Origin of the sequence: Lacimicrobium sp. SS2-24 (genome assembly GCF_002201535.1) — a bacterium.
Lineage (GTDB): Bacteria > Pseudomonadota > Gammaproteobacteria > Enterobacterales > Alteromonadaceae > Lacimicrobium.
The window spans coordinates 43,815-63,713 of the sequence record NZ_NIWW01000001.1 but is presented as its reverse complement, the minus strand read 5'-3'; the positions used below and the strand labels follow the sequence as shown (position 1 = coordinate 63,713).

The 19,899-nt window shown below is 50.3% G+C and carries 13 protein-coding genes; 7 read left to right on the top strand and 6 right to left on the bottom strand.

Translation table 11 applies throughout. The features are described 5' to 3' along the window. The first annotated feature begins 1 nt into the window (after nucleotide 1). The 4 genes from CCY32_RS00215 to CCY32_RS00200 all read left to right on the top strand — a co-directional run bounded on the left by CCY32_RS00215 (nucleotide 2) and on the right by CCY32_RS00200 (nucleotide 4,591). Nucleotides 2-1,183 (top strand): homoserine O-acetyltransferase, encoded by a 1,182-nt coding sequence (locus CCY32_RS00215; protein ID WP_088328353.1) that lies wholly within the window; start codon nucleotides 2-4, stop codon nucleotides 1,181-1,183. A 2-nt stretch (nucleotides 1,184-1,185) separates the two neighbouring features. Further along, nucleotides 1,186-2,166, top strand: a complete 981-nt coding sequence (locus CCY32_RS00210) for a PHB depolymerase family esterase (RefSeq protein WP_088328352.1) — start codon at nucleotides 1,186-1,188, stop codon at nucleotides 2,164-2,166. 1 nt (nucleotide 2,167) lies between these two features. Beyond that, nucleotides 2,168-2,929 (top strand): 3-hydroxybutyrate dehydrogenase, encoded by a 762-nt coding sequence (locus tag CCY32_RS00205; protein ID WP_088328351.1) that lies wholly within the window; start codon nucleotides 2,168-2,170, stop codon nucleotides 2,927-2,929. Nucleotides 2,930-2,995: 66 nt separating this feature from the next. Continuing rightward, complete coding sequence (locus CCY32_RS00200; protein ID WP_088328350.1) at nucleotides 2,996-4,591, top strand: AMP-binding protein; 1,596 nt, start codon at nucleotides 2,996-2,998, stop codon at nucleotides 4,589-4,591. A 53-nt stretch (nucleotides 4,592-4,644) separates the two neighbouring features. Here the strand turns inward: CCY32_RS00200 and CCY32_RS00195 are convergent, their stop codons facing one another. Both CCY32_RS00195 and topA read right to left on the bottom strand, forming a co-directional pair. Continuing rightward, complete coding sequence (locus CCY32_RS00195) at nucleotides 4,645-4,806, bottom strand: DUF2256 domain-containing protein (RefSeq protein ID WP_088328349.1); 162 nt, start codon at nucleotides 4,804-4,806, stop codon at nucleotides 4,645-4,647. Between the two features lie 101 nt (nucleotides 4,807-4,907). Continuing rightward, nucleotides 4,908-7,544 carry a type I DNA topoisomerase gene (topA, locus tag CCY32_RS00190; protein WP_088328348.1) on the bottom strand — a complete coding sequence of 879 codons (2,637 nt, stop codon included), beginning with the start codon at nucleotides 7,542-7,544 and terminating at the stop codon, nucleotides 4,908-4,910. A 623-nt stretch (nucleotides 7,545-8,167) separates the two neighbouring features. On the opposite strand from topA, the gene astB reads away from it, so the two are divergent. After that, entirely contained in the window at nucleotides 8,168-9,505 is a 1,338-nt protein-coding gene (gene astB, locus CCY32_RS00185) for an N-succinylarginine dihydrolase (RefSeq protein ID WP_088328347.1), read from the top strand. A gap of 67 nt (nucleotides 9,506-9,572) precedes the next feature. On the opposite strand, the gene CCY32_RS00180 is transcribed toward astB, so the two are convergent. After that, a complete protein-coding gene (locus CCY32_RS00180; RefSeq protein ID WP_088328346.1) occupies nucleotides 9,573-11,807 on the bottom strand; it encodes an Ig-like domain-containing protein in 2,235 nt (744 codons plus the stop codon). Nucleotides 11,808-11,927: 120 nt separating this feature from the next. Here CCY32_RS00180 and CCY32_RS00175 point away from each other — a divergent pair, with 120 nt between their 5' ends. Then, nucleotides 11,928-13,274, top strand: coding sequence for a dicarboxylate/amino acid:cation symporter (locus CCY32_RS00175; protein WP_088328345.1), 1,347 nt, complete (start codon nucleotides 11,928-11,930; stop codon nucleotides 13,272-13,274). Nucleotides 13,275-13,347: 73 nt separating this feature from the next. Here CCY32_RS00175 and sohB read toward each other — a convergent pair whose 3' ends face one another. Together sohB and CCY32_RS00165 are read right to left on the bottom strand one after the other, a co-directional pair. After that, complete coding sequence (gene sohB / locus CCY32_RS00170; protein WP_088328344.1) at nucleotides 13,348-14,367, bottom strand: protease SohB; 1,020 nt, start codon at nucleotides 14,365-14,367, stop codon at nucleotides 13,348-13,350. A 230-nt stretch (nucleotides 14,368-14,597) separates the two neighbouring features. Continuing rightward, complete coding sequence (locus CCY32_RS00165) at nucleotides 14,598-17,165, bottom strand: VolA/Pla-1 family phospholipase (protein ID WP_088328343.1); 2,568 nt, start codon at nucleotides 17,163-17,165, stop codon at nucleotides 14,598-14,600. A 239-nt stretch (nucleotides 17,166-17,404) separates the two neighbouring features. Here CCY32_RS00165 and CCY32_RS00160 point away from each other — a divergent pair, with 239 nt between their 5' ends. Then, nucleotides 17,405-18,148, top strand: coding sequence for a YciK family oxidoreductase (locus CCY32_RS00160; RefSeq protein ID WP_088328342.1), 744 nt, complete (start codon nucleotides 17,405-17,407; stop codon nucleotides 18,146-18,148). A gap of 88 nt (nucleotides 18,149-18,236) precedes the next feature. Here CCY32_RS00160 and glnS read toward each other — a convergent pair whose 3' ends face one another. Next, nucleotides 18,237-19,898: a glutamine--tRNA ligase gene (glnS, locus tag CCY32_RS00155; protein WP_088328341.1), complete on the bottom strand. Its 1,662-nt coding sequence runs from the start codon at nucleotides 19,896-19,898 to the stop codon at nucleotides 18,237-18,239. Nucleotide 19,899 lies beyond the last annotated feature (1 nt).

Genomic DNA, 19,899 nt, shown 5'->3' with positions numbered 1-19,899 from the left:
GATGCAAAAGCTGCTTACGCTACTATTTGTTGTCATTTCCTTTACCAGTAGTCATTTGGCGCAAGCCAGCGAATTACTGGTTGAGAAAAAGCGCTTCGAACTTAGCAATTTTGAGACCTTTGGTGGCAAGACCATTAAGCAGGTCCAGGTAGGCTGGGAAAGTTACGGTGAGCTAAACGCAGATAAAAGTAATGTCGTGCTGATCACCCATTACTTTTCGGCCAATTCACATGCCGCGGGCAAGTATCACCCCGATGATGAGCAGCCGGGGTATTGGGATGCCATTATTGGCCCCGGTAAAGCCATCGACACCAACACCTACTTTGTTATCAGTGTCGATACCCTGGCTAATCTGGGCGTGCATAATCCCAATGTGATCACCACCGGCCCCGCCAGCATCAATCCGGATACGGGCAAACCCTATGGGCTGGATTTTCCGGTCGTGACCATACGGGACTTTGTGAATGTGCAAAAAGCCCTGCTCGAATCCCTTGGCATTAAAAAACTACATGCGGTGATTGGGCCATCGATGGGGTCGCTACAGGCCCTTGAATGGGCCAGTGCCTACCCAGACTGGGTTGAGCGTATGGTGTCGGTAATTGGCGCCGGTTATATGGATGCCTGGACCGTCTCAGCGCTTGAGCATTGGGCGACGCCAATTAAACTCGATCCCAATTTCAATGATGGCAATTATTATTCTGATGAGCCGCCAACTCAGGGGCTGACGGCCGCACTGGCACTGGTCACCCAAAATGCCTTGCATCCGGCGTTTTTTAATCAGGTTCTAAAGGATCACCACCCGATTGAAACGGCGCCACTTGAGGATATTCGCAATACTCATCAGATCGTAGACTGGGTCAATGGCCGGGCTGCACAACGAGCTAAGACGGCTGACGCCAATCACCTGCTTTACCTGGTGCGAGCCAGTCAGCTCTATCTGGCCGGTCAGGGCAAACAGCTTCAGGACGGTTTGCAGAACATTAAGGCCCAAACCCTGTTCTTACCTGCGGCGCAGGATCTGATCCTGATGCCCTATCTGGTTCGCGATATCCACAAACGTTTACAAAGCCTGGGCAAAGACAGTCAATACCACGAGTTAGACGGTCAGTTAGGGCATTTTAATGGCGTTAGCGAAATCAAACAGGCAAGCACCATACTCAGCGACTTTTTAGCATCGGAGTGATTATGAAACACCTATTAATGGCGGCGACTTTGGGTCTCAGTGCTCAGGCAATGGCACAACTGCCCCAATTAAAACTGGATATCGATGCAATTACCGTATCTGGCCTCTCCAGTGGTGGCTATATGGCAACCCAGTTCCATGTTGCTCACAGTGACTGGGTTTCCGGTGCGGGTATCATTGCCGCAGGGCCCTATTATTGTGCACGTAACAGCATCATGACTGCGCTCTCAGAGTGCGTCAACAAACAGGACAAACCCGTAGATCTGTCCCAAATCGAAACAACGCTCAAAGACTGGGAGAGCCAAAAGCTGATCAGCGACCTTGAGCACCTCAAAGGCGATAAAGTCTGGATTTTACATGGCAGTGAAGATAAAAAAGTAATTGTACCGGTCACTGAGCAACTGGTCTCACAATATCAGCGCTGGGCCGGGACAGAATCCGTTCAATACATTAACGACAAGCCGTTTGCCCATCACTTTCCTACCCTTGATAACGGCACCGCCTGTGAGGTGTCTGAAGCACCCTTTATCGGTAACTGCGATTATGACGCAGCCGCTGAGATGCTGGGTCATATTTCCGATGCAGAGCCTGTCAGCGTCACTGCCGAGGGGCAACTGTTCAGTATTAACCAGCAGGAACTGGGCGGGGACGCCGCATCAGGACTGGCAGATATGGCCTATGTTTATGCGCCTTCCAGCTGTATTAACGGCGCCACGTGTCAGGTTCACGTGAGCTTTCATGGCTGTAACCAGAATATCGAAGCGGTTGGAAACGACTATGCCCGCCTCACCGGCATCAATAACTGGGCCGATGAGCACAATACCGTGGTGCTGTACCCGCAAACCCAAAAGTCCAACATCATGCCATTGAATCCACAGGCTTGCTGGGATTGGTGGGGTTATACCGATGAACACTATGCCACCCAGAAAGGGCAGCAGATCATGGCTGTGACCAATATGGTCCATCGTCTTGCAGGAGAATAATATGAGCAGCAAAACTGTTTTAATTACCGGAGGTGCCAGCGGCATTGGCCTTGGGATCGCCAGACATCTTGGAACGCTGGGTTATCGCATTATCATTGCCGACATTAATCTTGAACCCGCGCAGCAAGCGGCAGATGAACTTGTTGCTGCGGGAACCCAGGCCTCAGCTATTGCCTTAGATGTGAGTGATGCAAGTCAGATTGCCGAATTACCGCAACAAACCGGACACGTCGACATTCTGGTCAACAATGCAGGCATTCAGCATGTGGCCAAACTGGAAGATTTCCCCGCTGCGAAGTGGCAGCAGCTAATCAATGTGATGTTAACGGGCCCGGCCTTGCTCACACAGGCCTTTCTGGCTGAAATGAAAGCCCGTAACTATGGCCGTATTATTAATGTAGGCTCGATTCACTCTCTGGTGGCGTCGCCTTATAAATCAGCTTATGTAGCGGCCAAGCATGGCCTGTTGGGCTTTGCAAAAACCCTTTCACTGGAAGTGGGCGAACACGACATTACCATCAATACCTTGTGCCCCTCTTACGTTAAAACACCCTTGGTGGAAAAACAGATCGAGGCGCAGGCTAAAGAAAACAATATGAGTGTTGAGGACGTCGAGCGAAAAATCATGCTTGAGCCCATGCCTAAAAAGGCCTTTATTGATGTGGAAGAGCTGGCCGGCTGTGCAGCGTTTTTACTCAGTCCTGCGGCAAAAAACATTTGTGGGCAAACACTGGTGCTGGACGGAGGCTGGGTAGCCCGTTGATTGATTAACTTGTTGCATCGGCTTCTGACATGGCCTTTGAGCAGGTCTGTTTACCGGCATTCACTCATGACTATGACACCTGACCCAAAACATTGGACCACCGTCCAGGTGCTTGACCGACAATCTCAAGAACGACCGGATCAGCTTGCTATACGCTTTATTGATGGACCCAGTTACACCTTTAGTGAGTTGCGGCAGCTTTCCATACAAATAAGTTCTGGACTGGCGGCTCAGGGTATTGCAGCTCAGAGTAAGGTCGCATCACTACTGGAAAACTGTCCTGAACTAGTGGGAATCTGGCTGGGCTGCCATCAGCTGGACGCAGTATTTGTGGGCTTGAATCCAGCACTTAAAGGACCATTCCTGGCCCATTCGTTAACGCTCAGTGAAGCTCAGGTTGTAATCTGTCATCAAGCCCACCTGGCAATGCTGGAGTCGATGGCAAATGAGCTTACCTGCTTACACACGGTGTTTGTTGTTGACAGCAGCGAGACCACACAACTTCCTAACATTAAGGTGCTGCCCTTTTCTCATTTGTACGACACACCAATAAAAACGCAGCATCCACAAGCATGCTTTTCTGATCTGGCGGCGCTGATTTTTACATCCGGCACCACTGGCCCCTCGAAGGCCGTTATGATGCCCCATGCTCACTGTTACCTTTATGGACAGGGATGTATCGACAACCTGGAGCTGACCAGTGATGGACGTTATTACATCACGTTGCCCTTATTCCATGCTAACGGGCTATTTATGCAGCTCTATGCCTGTCTGATTGCCGGTGCGGAAGCGGTCATTCGCAGGAAGTTCAGTGCCAGTCAATGGCTGCATGATGTTTGTCATTATCAGATTACTCACACCAATCTTTTAGGAGTGATGGCTGAATTCATTACATCACAACCGACATCTAATTTGGATAGAGCCCATCATCTCAGGGTGATTGCGGCAGCACCGGCTTCGGCAGAACGCATCGACTTATTTGAGCAGCGCTTTGGGATCCAGATGGTAGAGCTCTACGGTATGTCTGAAGTCAACATTCCGCTTTACACCCCTCTCAGCGCACCTCGACCCGGCAGTTGCGGAAAGGCTTACCACCGATATTTCGAGGTGCGCATTGCAAACCCACACACCGATCTCCCCTGTCATACTGATGAAGTGGGCGAAATTCAGGTCAGGCCCAAAATTGCAGGCTGTTTTATGAGCGGCTATTACCGTATGCCGGAAGCAACACTGCAAGCCTGGAGAAACTTATGGTTTCATACCGGAGATGCGGGATTTCAGGACAAAGATGACTATTTCTACTTTGTTGATCGACTCAGCGACTGTCTTCGCCGCCGCGGCGAAAACATTTCTTCCTACGAGGTTGAATCAGCGCTACTTACACACCCTGATATCAGTGAGTGTGCCGTAATTGGAGTGACTGCCGGGAGCATCGATAATGAGCAGGAAGTCATGGCCGTAATCGTCAGTGACATCCGCCTTAACTTCGAAGAGGTTTTGCTTTACGCCACAGAACACATCCCGGCGTATGCGTTACCCCGCTACTTTCGTCAGGTAAGTGCAGAGGCATTGCCCCGAACTTCAACTAACAAGTTACGCAAAGTCGTATTACGTGAACAGGGCGTCACAGAAGATACCTGGGATGCCAATCATCCACTCTAAGAAGGTGTTGGTTCTGTACAAGGCTACAAAACGGGATATCGTGTGACACAGACTCATGCATCTATTCGTGATGCGGATGGATTCCTCTGACAGCGCTTAGAACAGTATACGACGTTGTCCCAGTCACGCTCCCATTTCTTGCGCCAGCTAAAGGGTCGCTGGCACACAGGACAGACTTTGGTTGGCAAATGTTGTTTTTTAACCTTTGACGGCATGCTGTATTCCAATAAATCTGATAAAAAAGGGAAGCGACCGCTTCCCTTTTACCCGATTTACATCACGTTACGTTTCGCTGATCGTAATCTGCAGCGAATGGTTATTTTTTACCTTTACGCTTATCGTCAACCTGCCATTTCCCGCCTTTGTACCAGGCACTCCAGCCGGTTGCCTTACCGTCTTCATTTTCTGAGGTAACGTACTGCTGTTTGGTTTTACGGCTATAGCGTACCAGTGTCTTGTTACCATCAGGATCTTCCTGAGGCGCATCGGCCAGATACAAGAACTTCTCCGGCAAACGGTCTCGAAAACGCGCCAGCTCTTCGACTAACGGGGCACGGGTTTCCCGCGACTTAGGGAAGTTATGGGCCGCCAGGAAAATCCCTGAAGCGCCGTCTCTGAGCACAAAGTGCGCATCGGACTTAGTGCAAGGCAACTCAGGAAGATCCACCGGGTCTTCTTTAGGCGGTGCCACTTCGCCGTTACGCAATAGCTTGCGGGTATTCTTACACTCTTCATTGGTGCAACCGAAATACTTGCCGAAGCGACCATTTTTAAGCTCCATATTGGCGCCACACTTATCGCATTCGATAATCGGGCCATCGTAGCCTTTGATCTTAAAGGTGCCCTGCTCCACATACACGCCTTTGCACACCGGTGTATTACCACAGACATGCAATTTGCGCTTCTCGTCGATAAGGTAGCTGTCCATGGCTGTGCCGCACTCCTGACAGCGGCGTTTAGCGCGCAGCGCCTCAGTTTCCATTTCTTCCTCATCGTCCACCTTGACCACTTCATCACCTGGCGTGAGGTTCATGGTATTGGTACACCGTTCTTTCGGTGGCAGACTGTAACCGGAACAGCCTAAGAACACGCCGGTGCTGGCGGTGCGAATGGTCATGGGACGGCCGCATTTAGAGCAGGGAATGTCCGTCATTACCGCTTCGTTGGCACGCATTCCGCCCTCTTCGGCAGGTTTCTCAGCGTTCAGCAGCTTGCTATAAAAATCCCCATAGAATTCATTCAGAACCTGCTTCCAATACAGCTTGCCATCGGCAATTTCATCCAGATGCTGCTCCATATTGGCGGTAAAATCGTAGCTGATCAGATCCTGGAAGTTTTCCAGTAATCTGTCGTTGACAATCTCACCCATCTTTTCGGCATAGAAACGTTTGTTTTCCAGACGCACATAGCCGCGGTCCTGAATCGTGGAGATAATACTGGCATAGGTAGACGGCCTGCCAATACCGCGTTTTTCCAGCTCTTTAACCAACGAAGCTTCAGAGTAACGAGCCGGTGGTTTAGTAAAGTGTTGTTTGGGATCCAGCGCCTTGAGACTCAGTTCTTCACCCTCTTTCACATCCGGCAGAATAAGATCCTCTTCATCCTTTTTACGTGCCTGCGTCTGTACCCGGGTCCAACCATCAAATTTCAGCACTCTGCCTTTGGCGGTCAGTTCAAATTCATCCGCTTTGACTCTGATGGTGGTAGCATCATATTTGGCCGGTGTCATCTGGCACGCCACAAACTGACGCCAGATAAGCTCATACAGCCGCTGAGCGTCACGTTCCATATCACCCAGGGAATCAGCCTTAACCTTCACACTCGACGGTCTGATGGCTTCATGGGCCTCCTGAGCGCCCTCCTTGCTACCATACTTAATCGGTGCACCGGGTAGATAGTCTTGTCCAAACTGTGAATCAATATATTCACGACAGGCATCAACCGCTTCGCCGCTCAGGTTAGTCGAGTCCGTTCTCATATAGGTAATATGGCCCGCCTCATAAAGGCGCTGTGCCATCATCATGGTTTTCTTCACACCAAAGCCAAGACGTGTACTGGCCGCCTGCTGCAAGGTAGAGGTAATGAACGGCGCAGAGGGCTTACTCTGAGTGGGCCGGGATTCGCGACTAATGACCTCATAGCGGGCCTTCTCTAGTAACGCCACGGCCGCATCGGTTTGCGCCTTGTTTTTGGGTTTGAAAGCACTACCCTGCTGCTTAACCACCTGCATCCGCAGTTTCTGCTCAGCCCGGTTTAAATCGGCATGCACATCCCAGAACTCTTCCGGCACAAAGGCTTTGATTTCACGCTCTCGGTCAACCACCAGGCGCACAGCAACTGACTGCACCCGCCCGGCAGAAAGGCCCCGTGCAATTTTTTTCCACAGTAGCGGTGACACCATAAAGCCCACTACCCTGTCCAGAAAACGTCGGGCCTGTTGGGCATTGACTCTGTCGGTATTCACTTCGCCAGGATGGGAAAAGGCTTCTTGAATGGCTTTTTTAGTGATTTCGTTAAAGACCACCCGCTTAAAAACTTTGTCTTTATTACCGATCAATTCCTGCAGGTGCCAGGCGATAGCCTCCCCTTCACGGTCCAAATCCGTCGCCAGATAAATGGTGTCGGCATTCTTCGCCAGCTTTTTCAGCTCGTTGACCACTTTCTCTTTACCGGTTAGCACCTCGTAATGCGCTTCCCAGTCATTTTGCGGATCGATGCCCATACGATCGACCAGCTTGCGGTATTCGTGTTCACGTAAATAGGCTTCACGTTTTTCATCACTGAGCGTTTTAAGCTCTTTAGCAGGTTTTTTAGCCGGTACTTTACCCTGGGCCTTCGTTGGCAGATCACGAATATGCCCGACACTGGATTTCACTACGAAGTCTTTGCCCAGATACTTATTTATGGTTTTGGCTTTTGCGGGGGACTCGACTATAACCAGAGACTTTGCCATATAACTTTTGCTCTTTTATTTGTGTGCTGACTTTTATTGAAAGCCCGAAAGGTGCCATCTCGGCACTGCATCTTTTTAGATATATCTATTCTGAGGGCCGAAAACAAGGTGTTCATACCTATTAGTTTTTCGCCATCCGTGCATAAAAATCACAGGACTGATTGCAATCACATTGTCGCTAACGTGCCATTACTCTTTGCGACAAGCTGAAGATCAGTCATAAAGATGGACAAAAAAAACCGAAATGTCACGACATGGCCTGACCCGATGAAATCTTCGATAACGACGTCCGATTCTTGCCCAAAAGTCGATTTAACGCCGTTTTAGTCAGGTATCAGCAAAATATTTTAATTTTTTTTGAATGCAGATTTATGCGTTCAAAAATCACCTAACCCATTGGAATATAAAGATTCTTACAAATAGTTATGCTGAACTTTGCAGCCCGTATTCACTTGTTATCAACGGGCGGCAATATTATGCGCAGATTTACCATTATGCAAATTTGGCAGGTTGTTAAAAACTCGTATAATGAATTTCTCTGCTTCAGGCCAGCCCCATAAAAACGCCATTCAGCAGCTTGAGAAGGCAGAGCATCCTCTCAACACGTAACCATCGAGGAAATAATGAAACAGTTTGAAGTCAACTTCGACGGATTAGTCGGCCCTACACATAATTATGCAGGTTTGTCATTTGGTAATGTGGCGTCCCTTAACAACGCCAAGTCAAACAGCAGTCCCAGACAAGCCGCTAAGCAAGGGCTGAAGAAGATGAAAGCCCTGTCCGACATGGGCATGCTGCAAGGTGTATTGGCACCTCAGGAGCGCCCTGACATTGCCACGCTGAGACGCCTCGGTTTTACCGGTAGCGACGGCGATGTGCTGGAAAAAGCGGCGAAGCAAGCCACAGAAGTGTTTCTGGCCTGCTGTTCTGCATCCAGTATGTGGACAGCCAACGCCGCCACTGTCTCTCCCAGTGCCGACACCGCTGATGGTCGTGTCCATTTTACCCCGGCAAACCTGACCAACAAGTTCCATCGTTCATTAGAACCCGATGTGACTGGCCGGATTTTGCAAGCCACCTTTGCCAATGAAAAATATTTCCAGCATCACCGTCATCTGCCCGATAACGAACATTTCGGGGACGAAGGTGCAGCAAACCATACTCGTTTGTGTCAGGAATATGGCCGTCCGGGTGTGGAAATATTCTGTTATGGCCGTTATGCCTTTGATACCAGCAAACCGGCGCCTAAGCGCTTCCCCGCCAGACAGACATTGGAGTCGTGTCAGGCTATCGCTCGCCTGCATGGCCTGAGTGACGAAAATGTGGTGTACGTTCAGCAAAACCCGGATGTGATCGATCAGGGGGTATTCCACAACGACGTTATTTCTGTGGGTAACCAGAATGTCTTGTTCTATCACGAACAGGCTTTTTTCGACACGCAGACGAAACTGGACGAAATTCAGCGCAAGTTTGGTGAAGAGAAAGTGCACTTCATCAAGGTCAGCACCGATGATGTATCTGTTGAAGATGCAGTCAGGACCTACCTGTTTAATACCCAGATCATTACCCTGCCCGATGGCGAAATGGCGATTATTGCGCCCACTGAGTGCCAGGAAAATGCCGCGGTTTCAGCCTATCTGGATAAGTTGGTGACGCTGGGAACGCCAATTAAGAAAGTGCACTACTTTGATGTGAAACAAAGCATGCGCAATGGCGGCGGACCCGCCTGCCTTCGCTTACGCGTTGCACTGACGGATCAGGAAGTGGACGCCGTTAACCCCAACACCCTGATTAACGATACACAGTTTGAACGTCTGAATACTTGGGTGGATAAACACTACCGTGATGAGCTGAGTTTCGACGATTTACGTGATCCTCAGTTGCTCATCGAGTCACGCACGGCGCTGGACGAATTGACCCAGATCCTGAAACTGGGCTCGGTATACCCATTCCAGCGTTAATCTCATTGATTGAATGTGCGTTTATGCGCTAAAAAAACCCGCCTGGTAGGCGGGTTTTTTATTTTCCTTAATCGGTATTCGTGCAGTCTTCACCGATTCCATATGGACTATCCGGCGGTGGCGACGCTTGCTCAACTATATCCTCTGAGGACACGCCCAGAGTATAATCCATGCTCTCCATTGCTTCACTACCTGCCGATTGAGCAAATACTGAGATTTCCGCATCATACCAAGCGGCATACTCGCGCGGATAGAGGTAATCCAGATTGGCCTGACCGTTTTCATCAGTGCTGTCGTCTTCGGTAAAGCTAAGTACACCGACGATACCCGGAGTCAACTCGCCATCACCATTATTATCCTCTCCCGCGTCAAGACGACCATTACCATTAACATCTTCATTTGCACATATCGCCGTCACAAAAGGCTGATAGATCTCCAGAGCATCATTCCAAACCCAATAACCTTTGCGGTATACGCCACCCTGATTAAATTTGACTGGCCCCAACTGTGTGGTCAAATCCACATTCGAAACGGGACTGCCCACAGAGTCACTGATAAAAACAGCAAACTCTTTGCGATAGGTCACATTATCAGGCTTATCTATTACACTTCCCGTACCCAGAGACACATCAAAGGCTTGTCCGCCGACCGTCAATGAGATGGAATCATTTGCCGCAGGCACATCATTAACAACAGCGCTAATTTCAACAGCCTGTGGGCTGGTCACAGCCCCTGATGTAAAGATAGTGGTAGCAACCCCCTTACCGTTAGTCGTGGCCTGGTTCGGTGAGATTGAGCCAGTGCTGGTGTCACTGACATTGAAATTAACCACCGCACCTTTTACCAGGTTACCCGCTGCATCTCTCACTACCGCAGTAATGGTGCTGGTATCCCCATCGGCATTAAGGATGTCGGGACTGGCATCAGCGATTAGTGTGGCAGCCTCAGTCGCAACGAAATTCACTTCAGCTGCAACGGTCACTTCACTGCCACTTCCATCATTTCCTGTAGCCGTTATTGACGCAATTCCCGCATTATTTGACTCCAGGGAAAACGTTGCCTGCCCTGAGGCATTGGTCACAACAGGATTCGCCGAGGTCACTGTGCCCCGTGACGTTGTCAGTGAAACCTGTTCACCGGCTACAGGGCTGCCATCCTGTAACCAGGTAATGGTTAAGGTTGCCGTTTCATTGAGCGGAACATCTGCATCTGGCAAGCTGGTAAAGCTAAAATCATCTTCCTGAATCACGATATCAAAGCTGCCAGAAGCATTCAGTGCAGATGCAAGCACGGTATCGGTGCCAGACGCAGCCGACTCGTAGCTCACCGTAACCACACCGTTAACGTTGGTATCAACCACTAGCGCATTGTTGTCGTCACGTCGGCCATTGACAGCACTGAGCCTGCTGTTATCTGCAGCCGACAGGGTCACCGCCCGATCCGCAATCGGATTACCTTCAGAGTCGGTCAGTGACACCGTTAGTGTCGATGAGGCATTGACTGTCACGGAGCGGGTTCCACTGATACTGACTTCCGTACCAACAACCCTCACCACAACCGATGAAGACATGCCTGCCAGTGAGGCTGTTACCCTAATATCGCGGTTTTCCGGGTTATTAGGTGTTCTCAGCGTGGCTCTGGCTGTGCCATCGGCTGAGGTCACATCATCATTTACCACCAACAAACCAGAATCAGATGAAAACGCAATGGCAAAACCTTCCATCGCAAGATTGTTCTCATCTTTGATGGAAGCGATGATCACTGCTTCTCCCGAGCCTGAAGAACCCAGTTGCAGATCTTCGGCATAGACTTCCAGCGATGCCGGTTGCTCGTCCGCCACCGAACCATCGCCCATGGAAGTGAGGTTAAGCACAAACTCTTCATCCCCTGATACAGTTGCGACCACACTGAATCCACCGGCTACCTCTCCTGCCATAATGTCGATAGTCGCCACCCCATCATTATTGGTCGTGGCCGTGCCGCTATCCGGTGACAACGTGGCATAGCCAGCGACAGGCAGAGTAAAGGTGACTAACTCACCTCCCTGGGCCGTGCCATCTTCGGTAACGGTCGCCTGAATGGTCCAGGGATCAGAGGCCGAAAGCTGTTGCTCGTTGGTATCCACTGTATTACCTGCTGAGTCAAGCACCTCAAAGCTGATGCTAATGGTGGCAGTTTGTCCCGAACCAGAACCTCCTGTTCCGTTATCTGAGCCTTCTCTTTCAACAGAACCACCGCCACCACAGGCAACCATCGCCAGACTGAGCAGGCCCGCTAACGTGGCCCTTAGCGTTGATTTCATTCTCTTCTCCCTTTTTTATTTAATGTGGGAAATCTGAACCCATTGTCATTTTTTTCAGTTCAGCTTACCCATCAAACTTGTTAGTCTTAGCCGCTAATAAGAACAATAACCGGAAACTCTATGGCAACCCCTGATAAAAAACACAGCTTAACCACAAGAATCTTTTTCGGCATGTTAGCCGGAATACTTACCGGAATCCTTCTGCGAACCTTGTTTGATGATAGCGGAGATTTTACGTTTGGGGTATTCGGGCTTAACGTTTCAACGTATGCACTTCTAGTCGATGGTATATTTAACGTTATAGGTCAGATATTTATCGCCAGTTTGCAGATGCTGGTTGTACCCCTGGTGTTCATTTCTCTGGTATGTGGCACCTGCAATCTTTCCGAACCAAGTAAGTTGGGCAGAATGGGCGGAAAGTCCATCGGCCTTTACCTGCTGACCACCGCCATAGCCATTACCCTTGCCATCAGTTTCGCGATCCTGGTATCACCCGGCGAAGGTATTAACCTGGAAACAGAAGCTGAGTTTACTGCCAGTGAAGCGCCTTCATTAGCGGAAGTCATTATTAATATGTTCCCCACCAACCCCATTAATGCGATGGCGGAGGGTAATATGCTGCAAATTATAGTATTTGCAGTGCTCTTTGGTGTTGCCATGGCGATGGCAGGCAGTGCCGGTGACAGACTGGGGAAAGTCTTTGAAGACCTCAACAAAGTGGTAATGCGCCTGGTAACGATTCTGATGAACCTGGCACCCTATGGTGTCTTTGCCCTGATGGCCAAGCTGGCGGCTACCATAGGATTTGATACCTTCGCCAGCCTGATTAAATACTTCTTCCTGGTGCTCTTTGTGCTGGCCATACATGGTCTGGTGACCTATCCGATCATCCTGAAATTGCTTTCAGGTATGAACCCGGTAATGCTGCTGCGCAAGATGCGCGATGCCGCGCTGTTTGCTTTTAGTACCTCCAGCAGCAGTGCGACCCTGCCGGTGACACTGGAAACGGCAAGAAATAAGCTGGGTATCAGTAATTCAGTGTCATCTTTTACCATTCCACTGGGCGCCACCATCAATATGGATGGCACAGCGATCATGCAGGGAGTAGCGACGGTCTTTATTGCGCAGGTGTATGGGGTTGACCTGTCTGTCACGGATTATCTCATGGTAATTCTGACCGCCACACTGGCTTCTGTTGGCACCGCTGGTGTGCCGGGCGTGGGGCTGATCATGCTGGCCATGGTGCTGCAACAAGTAGGACTCCCTGTAGAGGGGATCGCTCTGATTATCGGTGTAGACAGATTACTGGATATGACCCGTACAGCAGTGAATGTGACCGGTGATTGTACTGTTGCCACTATTGTCGCCAAGAGTGAAGGTGAACTTGACGAGGCTCGCTTTAATGATATCGATGCCGGCAGTCGAGAAGAAGATGTCGACTTTGAGCACTTTGAAAAGAATAAATAAACAGGAGCACGTGTCAGTCTTCAGCTATCAGTCGTCAGCAAACACTGATAACTGACAGCTGATTACTGACAGCTTAGACCCCAGGATGCTGGGACTTTTGCCATAAGCGGCCGATGGTGGATTCAATGGCGATGCTCGCGGCTTTACCAAATTTATCCATGAGATTTTTCTTCAGGCTGTATTTTACCTGATAGATTTTATGGGTCTGATTGGCACTGAGCAGATAATCATCTGAGGTGCTCAACGCATCAACCAGCTTCATTTCCTTGGCCTGAATCCCATACCAATACTCGCCGGTCGCCACTTTATCCAGATCCAGTTCCTGACGGTGTTCGGCCACAAAGTCTTTAAACAGGCCATGTACCTGCTCAAGCTCATCACGAAATTTCTGCCGTCCGGCCTCATTGTTTTCCCCGAACAGAGTCAGCGTTCGCTTATATTGCCCGGCCGTGTGCTGTTCCCAGTCAATATCGTGCTTCTTAAGCAGCTTATTGAAGTTGGGTAGCTGAGCAATGACGCCAATTGAGCCGATAATGGCAAACTTAGAGGCGATAATCTTATCGGCAACACAGGCCATCATGTAACCGCCACTGGCGGCCACCTTGTCAACGGCCACGGTCAGATGAATATTAGCATCGCGTAAACGCTGCAGCTGTGATGCGGCCAGACCATATCCGTGCACCACCCCACCGCCTGACTCAAGGCGCACTAATACCTGGTCCTCAGGCTTAGCGACACAGAGTATGGCTGTCACCTCTTCTCTGAGACAGTCCACTTCATGGGCATCCATCGAGCCTTTGAAATCCACCACAAAGAGGTTTGTGGAAGGTTTTTCGGCAGATTTTTTCTCTGCTTTTTTGCGTTTTTTCTCTTCTTTTTGAAGCTTTTTAACTTCATCTTTATCCAGCAGCAGCTGATTCGCCTGTTCTTTCAACTCATCAAGACGCTCTGAAATGGAGTTAATTTCCAGTTCACCTTTTCGCTGCTTTTGTTTGCTCGCCAGACCTACAATTCCACCCACAGCCAGCAGTAACGCCACAACCAGCGTAATGGCCTTAGCCGCAAATAAGCCGTACTCATATAAAAATTCCAAGGTTGACACTCCATTTAGTCAAAAAGCCAGTGAATATAATAAGGCCAATAATACGGTATTCAATCGTTGCTCTGCGCCGCCTGAAACGAACAGCGCTGATATTCATGACAGACACTTCGCTTAACGGCTGAAGAACGGCCAGCCTGTTGCTTGTGTTTGTGCCCTTATTACCAATAAAAAAGCCAGACCCTGCATAGGATCTGGCTTTATTTTTACGACTTAAACGTTATTTACTGAGCCACCACCGACGTATCGGTAACCAGAATGGTGCTGCCCTTAGTCGCCATAAATGTTGCCAGCTGACGCTGCATTTCTGTGGTGACGGCCGCACTCGGACCTGGATCCAGAATGGAACTGTGTGTACCGGCCAGGAAGCTCACTACGCCACTGCCCTGAGTCGTGCTGTTGACACTTGGCAGTCCCATCTGCTGCGCCAGTGGCAGGCCGCCTGCCAGTGGCAGACTGGTTTGCACCGGAACAACCTGATCTGGCGGGTTCATTTCGCTGCCGTCGCCCACAACCAGTAACATATGAACAGGCGTGTTGGCGCCTATCATTGCTCCATAGTTATTTGGGTCACCGGCATCAATGACCGTTTGTGCCGCAAAGGTAAACTCAGAGAACGTTGCATTGGCCGCCGCTAACTGTTCTGCACTCAGTTGAGATTCAAACACCGGATAAAACGCCGTGAGCAACTCAGGTGTCACCTCAGCAATACCATTGGCCTGCATATACTGTTGCAGCGCCTGCGAAAATTCAGGCAGTGCCTCAGACAGCAGGGACGCCTTAATCAGCGGCGAGAACGCTTCCGATTCAAGCAGGAAGCCCGCAATACCGCCGCCCGGATTAGCCAGCGTCGCAGCATTCATGGCGTACATACTATCAAAGTTAGCCAACTGGCCGCCTAAACTGCTATTTGCCAGCCCGACAGCTGCCGTACCGGTAATGGCGCCTAATGAATGGCCCATAAAGGAAACGTTGCTTCCATCCAGGTCTACGCTTCCACCGGTAGTATCAACAACCGCGTTCAAGCCCAGTCTCAGCCCCATAATGTCGGCGATACTTTGACGCACATTGTCTCTGGCGGTGAGTAAGCTGGACAGGTTCAGATAATCTGTCGCACTGCCACCAAACCCGTTTGAGGCATTCACTGCTTCACCATCAATGGTAAAGCCACGGCTGGCATGTAAGGGATGATCAATAGCCACCGTCGCAAATCCGGCCAACGATAAGGCACCCGTTACCGCCAACATGTCTTGTTTCTTCGATGTAATACCATGTTGCAGGATCACAACCGGCCAGCCTGCGTCTGGTTTTGCAATGGAAGGTTGTCCCAGTTGCGCATTAATCATATTGGCATAGGAGGGATCCGGTACTGTAATCTGTACCTCGATGTTCTGTTCACTCTGGGCCTGAGGAATCGGGTTAACCTTGGTCAGGTGACGCGGATCATCAATACCCAGCACACTCAAATCCAAGTCTACTAACTGCCCACCTGAAGCCTGTTGACAGAAAAGATTATTATCCCCGACCTGCCCCTGTGAAATCAGCGCGGCTACCTGCTCCTGTCCTAACAGCTGCAACATCGCGCCATTGGTACAGGCAGCACGCCACCAGTCACCCGTAGGGTTTGTAGTGCTCAGGTAATAAGGCAATGTGATAGAGCCTTGCTTGAGGCTGGCGGCACAAAACGCACCCAGCTGACCAAACACTTGCTGTGCGGTACCGGCAATCTGGGCATTAGCATTTGACATGCCCGCCGCGAGTCCAGCACAACTGTCCAGCCCCAGCGCCTGCAATTGGGCCCAGGTTTCTGCCCCGAGCACACCGGGTGCAACGGCGCTAAACGCATCCGCCACCGGCGCTTCTGTTACCGGGATCACGGGCAGATATTGTGCAGCTTGTTGTAATGCAGTTGCCTGGTCGGCACCGCCGGCAAGGGCTGCACCGAAGGCCTGTGCGAACTGACCAATCTGCAGCTGTTTTACCGTGGACAACACTGTTCCGGCTGACTGCGTGGAGAAATAGGCTGCATAGGAAATATCTTCACGGGCAAAGCCTTCACCACCCAGCAGAGTCATAAAAAAGTTAATAATATTCTGAAGCTGCTTTTGCTCAGCAGAGCCAAGAGGATTGGTTTCCGGATTCTGTCTGACCAGCTCCCAAGTCGTTGAGCCCCGCACAGAGCGCCCCTCATTGTCCATTAACTCATCCGTTACCACCAGCATGTAACCCTGCGCGGCTTTTAAAGGCTTCAGTGGTACCACACTAATGGTGCCGGCTTCTGCATCACTCACTTGAGTGACAAAATCCACACCCCAGGTCAGTTCAGTTCCCAGTTCACAGGGCAAACCCGGCGCTGCGGCCTGTGCGGCAATGCCCTGGCAAACGGCACTGTCGCCTTCTAATGCCTGAGTCGCTTCATATAAACGAATAGCGCCGGCACCGGCAGATTGTGCATCCAAGGCAACACCGTCAGGCATGGTAACCTGAATCTGAAAAGGATGATGAGTCGACCATCCATCCAGTGCACTCAGTGCATGGCGAGGATTGGCCGGATCAAACGGCGCATCACCCTCGGTATTGAGAGTAAAATCAAAAAAGCTCCCGTTAGGAATCATCAACAGATCATTGGGAATATTCAGATTGCTGGTAGCAGGATCAAATACCACCCGGGCGAAGGGTTTAGCAGGATCCTGACTAGCTTCATTCCTGACATCGTTAAGCGTGTCTTCACCGCCACAGCCTGAGAGCCCCATAGCGGCTGCGACTGTTGCGCTTATTATTAGTTTCTTCATTGTGTCTCCCCAAAATCCTGTTTTTGTTTTTGTTCCACCCAGGGCGTATATGACTTAACCAGTGCGGGCTTCACCAACATGTACGACCAGTTAAAGTTACTGCAATATTATTGACTTTGCTAGCCTTTTGCAAAGATTTGTTAATCGCTTGTGACAAAAATTCTTGCACAAGAATTGCCCCCACAACCTGCACATTAGATGCTAGAATCCTCACCATCGTAAATCAGCCATCTACCCTTATGTCTTCATACCACGTTACAGAGAATGCATTAGAAAACAAAGTGATACTCGTCACCGGAGCCGGGGACGGTATTGGTAAGGAAGCTGCCTTGCAGTTTGCCAGACACGGTGCGGAGGTGATTTTACTTGGCCGTACGGTGGAAAAACTGGAAGCCGTTTACGATACGATTATTGCTGAGCAGGGCAAAGAGCCGGCCATTGTGCCACTGGATCTCAATGGCGCCACCCCGACTCATTACCAGCAATTGGCACAGACCATTAAAGAGCAGTTCGGGCGGCTCGATGGTTTGCTGCACAATGCCAGTGTGTTAGGTAACCTGCGCCCCTTTGCACAAATCCCTGTAGAGGAATGGCAACACGTGATGCAGGTTAACCTCAACAGTGAATTCTTTATGACACAAGCTCTTTTGGAAGTGCTGCTTCTGAGTGAAACGGCCTCAGTGGTCTTTACGTCCTCGGGAGTGGGTCGTCAGGGACGGGCGTATTGGGGAACGTATGCCATCTCCAAGTTTGCCACCGAAGGCATGATGCAGGTCCTGGCGGATGAGTATTCGTCCAGCGGTCTGCGCTTTAACTGTATCAACCCCGGGGCCACACGCACCAGTATGCGCGCTAAGGCTTACCCGGGAGAAGATCCGATGAAGCTCAGGACCCCGGCTGAGATTATGCCGGTATACCTTTATTTGATGAGTGATCAGAGCAAAGACATCAGTGGTCAAAGCCTGGACGCACAGCCGAAGTAGCAGCCAATCGTCAGAAGCGTGCCTGCTAAGGCACGCTTCTGACGATCTGTTTTCACTGATAACTGACTTCTGAAAACGGATACCTGTTTCACTGTCCTTCTATCTTCGCCCAGGTATCCCGCAAACTGACAGTACGGTTGAATACCAGGTTACTGGCGTGCTTGTCTTTGCAGAAATACCCAATACGCTCAAATTGCAACGCTTTACCCGGTTCAGCATCCACCAGACTCGGTTCGACAACACCCTCCACAATGCTGAGTGAGTCAGGATTCAGGCTTTGTGTGAGGTTCTCCTCAGCCGCCGGGTTAGGTACTTTGAACAAGCGATCATAGAGGCGTATTTCTGCCGGTACGCCATGTTCAGCACTGACCCAGTGAATCACGCCTTTGGCTTTGCGGCCATCTGCCGGATCTTTACCCAGGGTGTCCGCATCGTAGGTACAATAAATGGTCTGAACATTGCCCTGTTCATCCTTATCCACGCGCTCGGCTTTGAGGAAAAAGGCATTGCGCAGACGCACCTCTTTGCCCAGCACCAGACGCTTGAACTTCTTATTCGCTTCTTCACGGAAATCTTCGCGTTCGATGTAAAGCTCGCGGCTAAAGGGTATTTCTCTCGTCCCCATGGACTCATCAGAAGGATGATTCGGCGCGGTCAGGATCTCGGTTTTATCTTGCGGGTAGTTTTCGATGACCACTTTAACCGGGTCCAATACCGCCATCGCTCTGGCGGCATGCTGATTAAGATCATCACGGATACAGGATTCAAGCACCCCCATTTCCACCATATTGTCCATTTTGGTCACGCCAATGCGCTTACAGAATTCGCGAATGGACGCAGGGGTATAGCCACGACGACGCAGTCCTGCAATGGTTGGCATGCGAGGATCGTCCCAGCCATCCACATGTTTCTCACTAACCAGTTGAATTAGCTTTCGCTTGCTCAGCACAGTGTACTCAAGATTCAGCCTGGAAAACTCATACTGCCTGGGTCTGGCATCAATGGTGATGTTATCCAGCACCCAGTCATACAGCCGTCGGTTATCCTGAAACTCCAGGGTACACAGAGAATGCGTGATCCCCTCAATGGCATCAGAGATACAGTGGGTAAAGTCGTACATAGGATACACGCACCATTTGTCACCGGTCTGGTGATGGTGGGCGAAGCGAACCCGGTAAATGGCCGGATCACGCATGCACATAAAAGGAGACGCCATATCAATCTTAGCACGCAGTACGCACTGCCCTTCCTGATACTCTCCGGCGGTCATCTTTTCAAAGTGAGTCAGGTTTTCTTCAACCGATGTATCACGATAAGGACTGTTCACGCCAGGTTGTTTGAGCGTACCCCGCATTTCCCGCATTTTGTCCTGGGCAGAAAAATCCACATAGGCCAGCCCCTTCTCAATCAACTCAATGGCAAAGCCGTGCAGTTGTTCAAAATACCCCGATGAGTATCGTTCTGAACCATGCCAGTCAAAACCCAACCAGTGAACATCGTCTTTGATCGAATTAACAAAATCGATGTTCTCCTTCTCCGGGTTGGTGTCGTCGAAGCGCAAATTGCACAGCCCCTGATAATCCTCTGCCAAACCGAAATTCAGGCAAATGGATTTGGCGTGGCCAATATGCAGGTAACCGTTTGGCTCCGGAGGGAAACGGGTGTGGATCTGCTGGTGCTTACCTTCAGCCAGATCTTTGTCGATTATTTGACGAATAAAATTGGACGGACGCACATCAGTCTCGGCCATC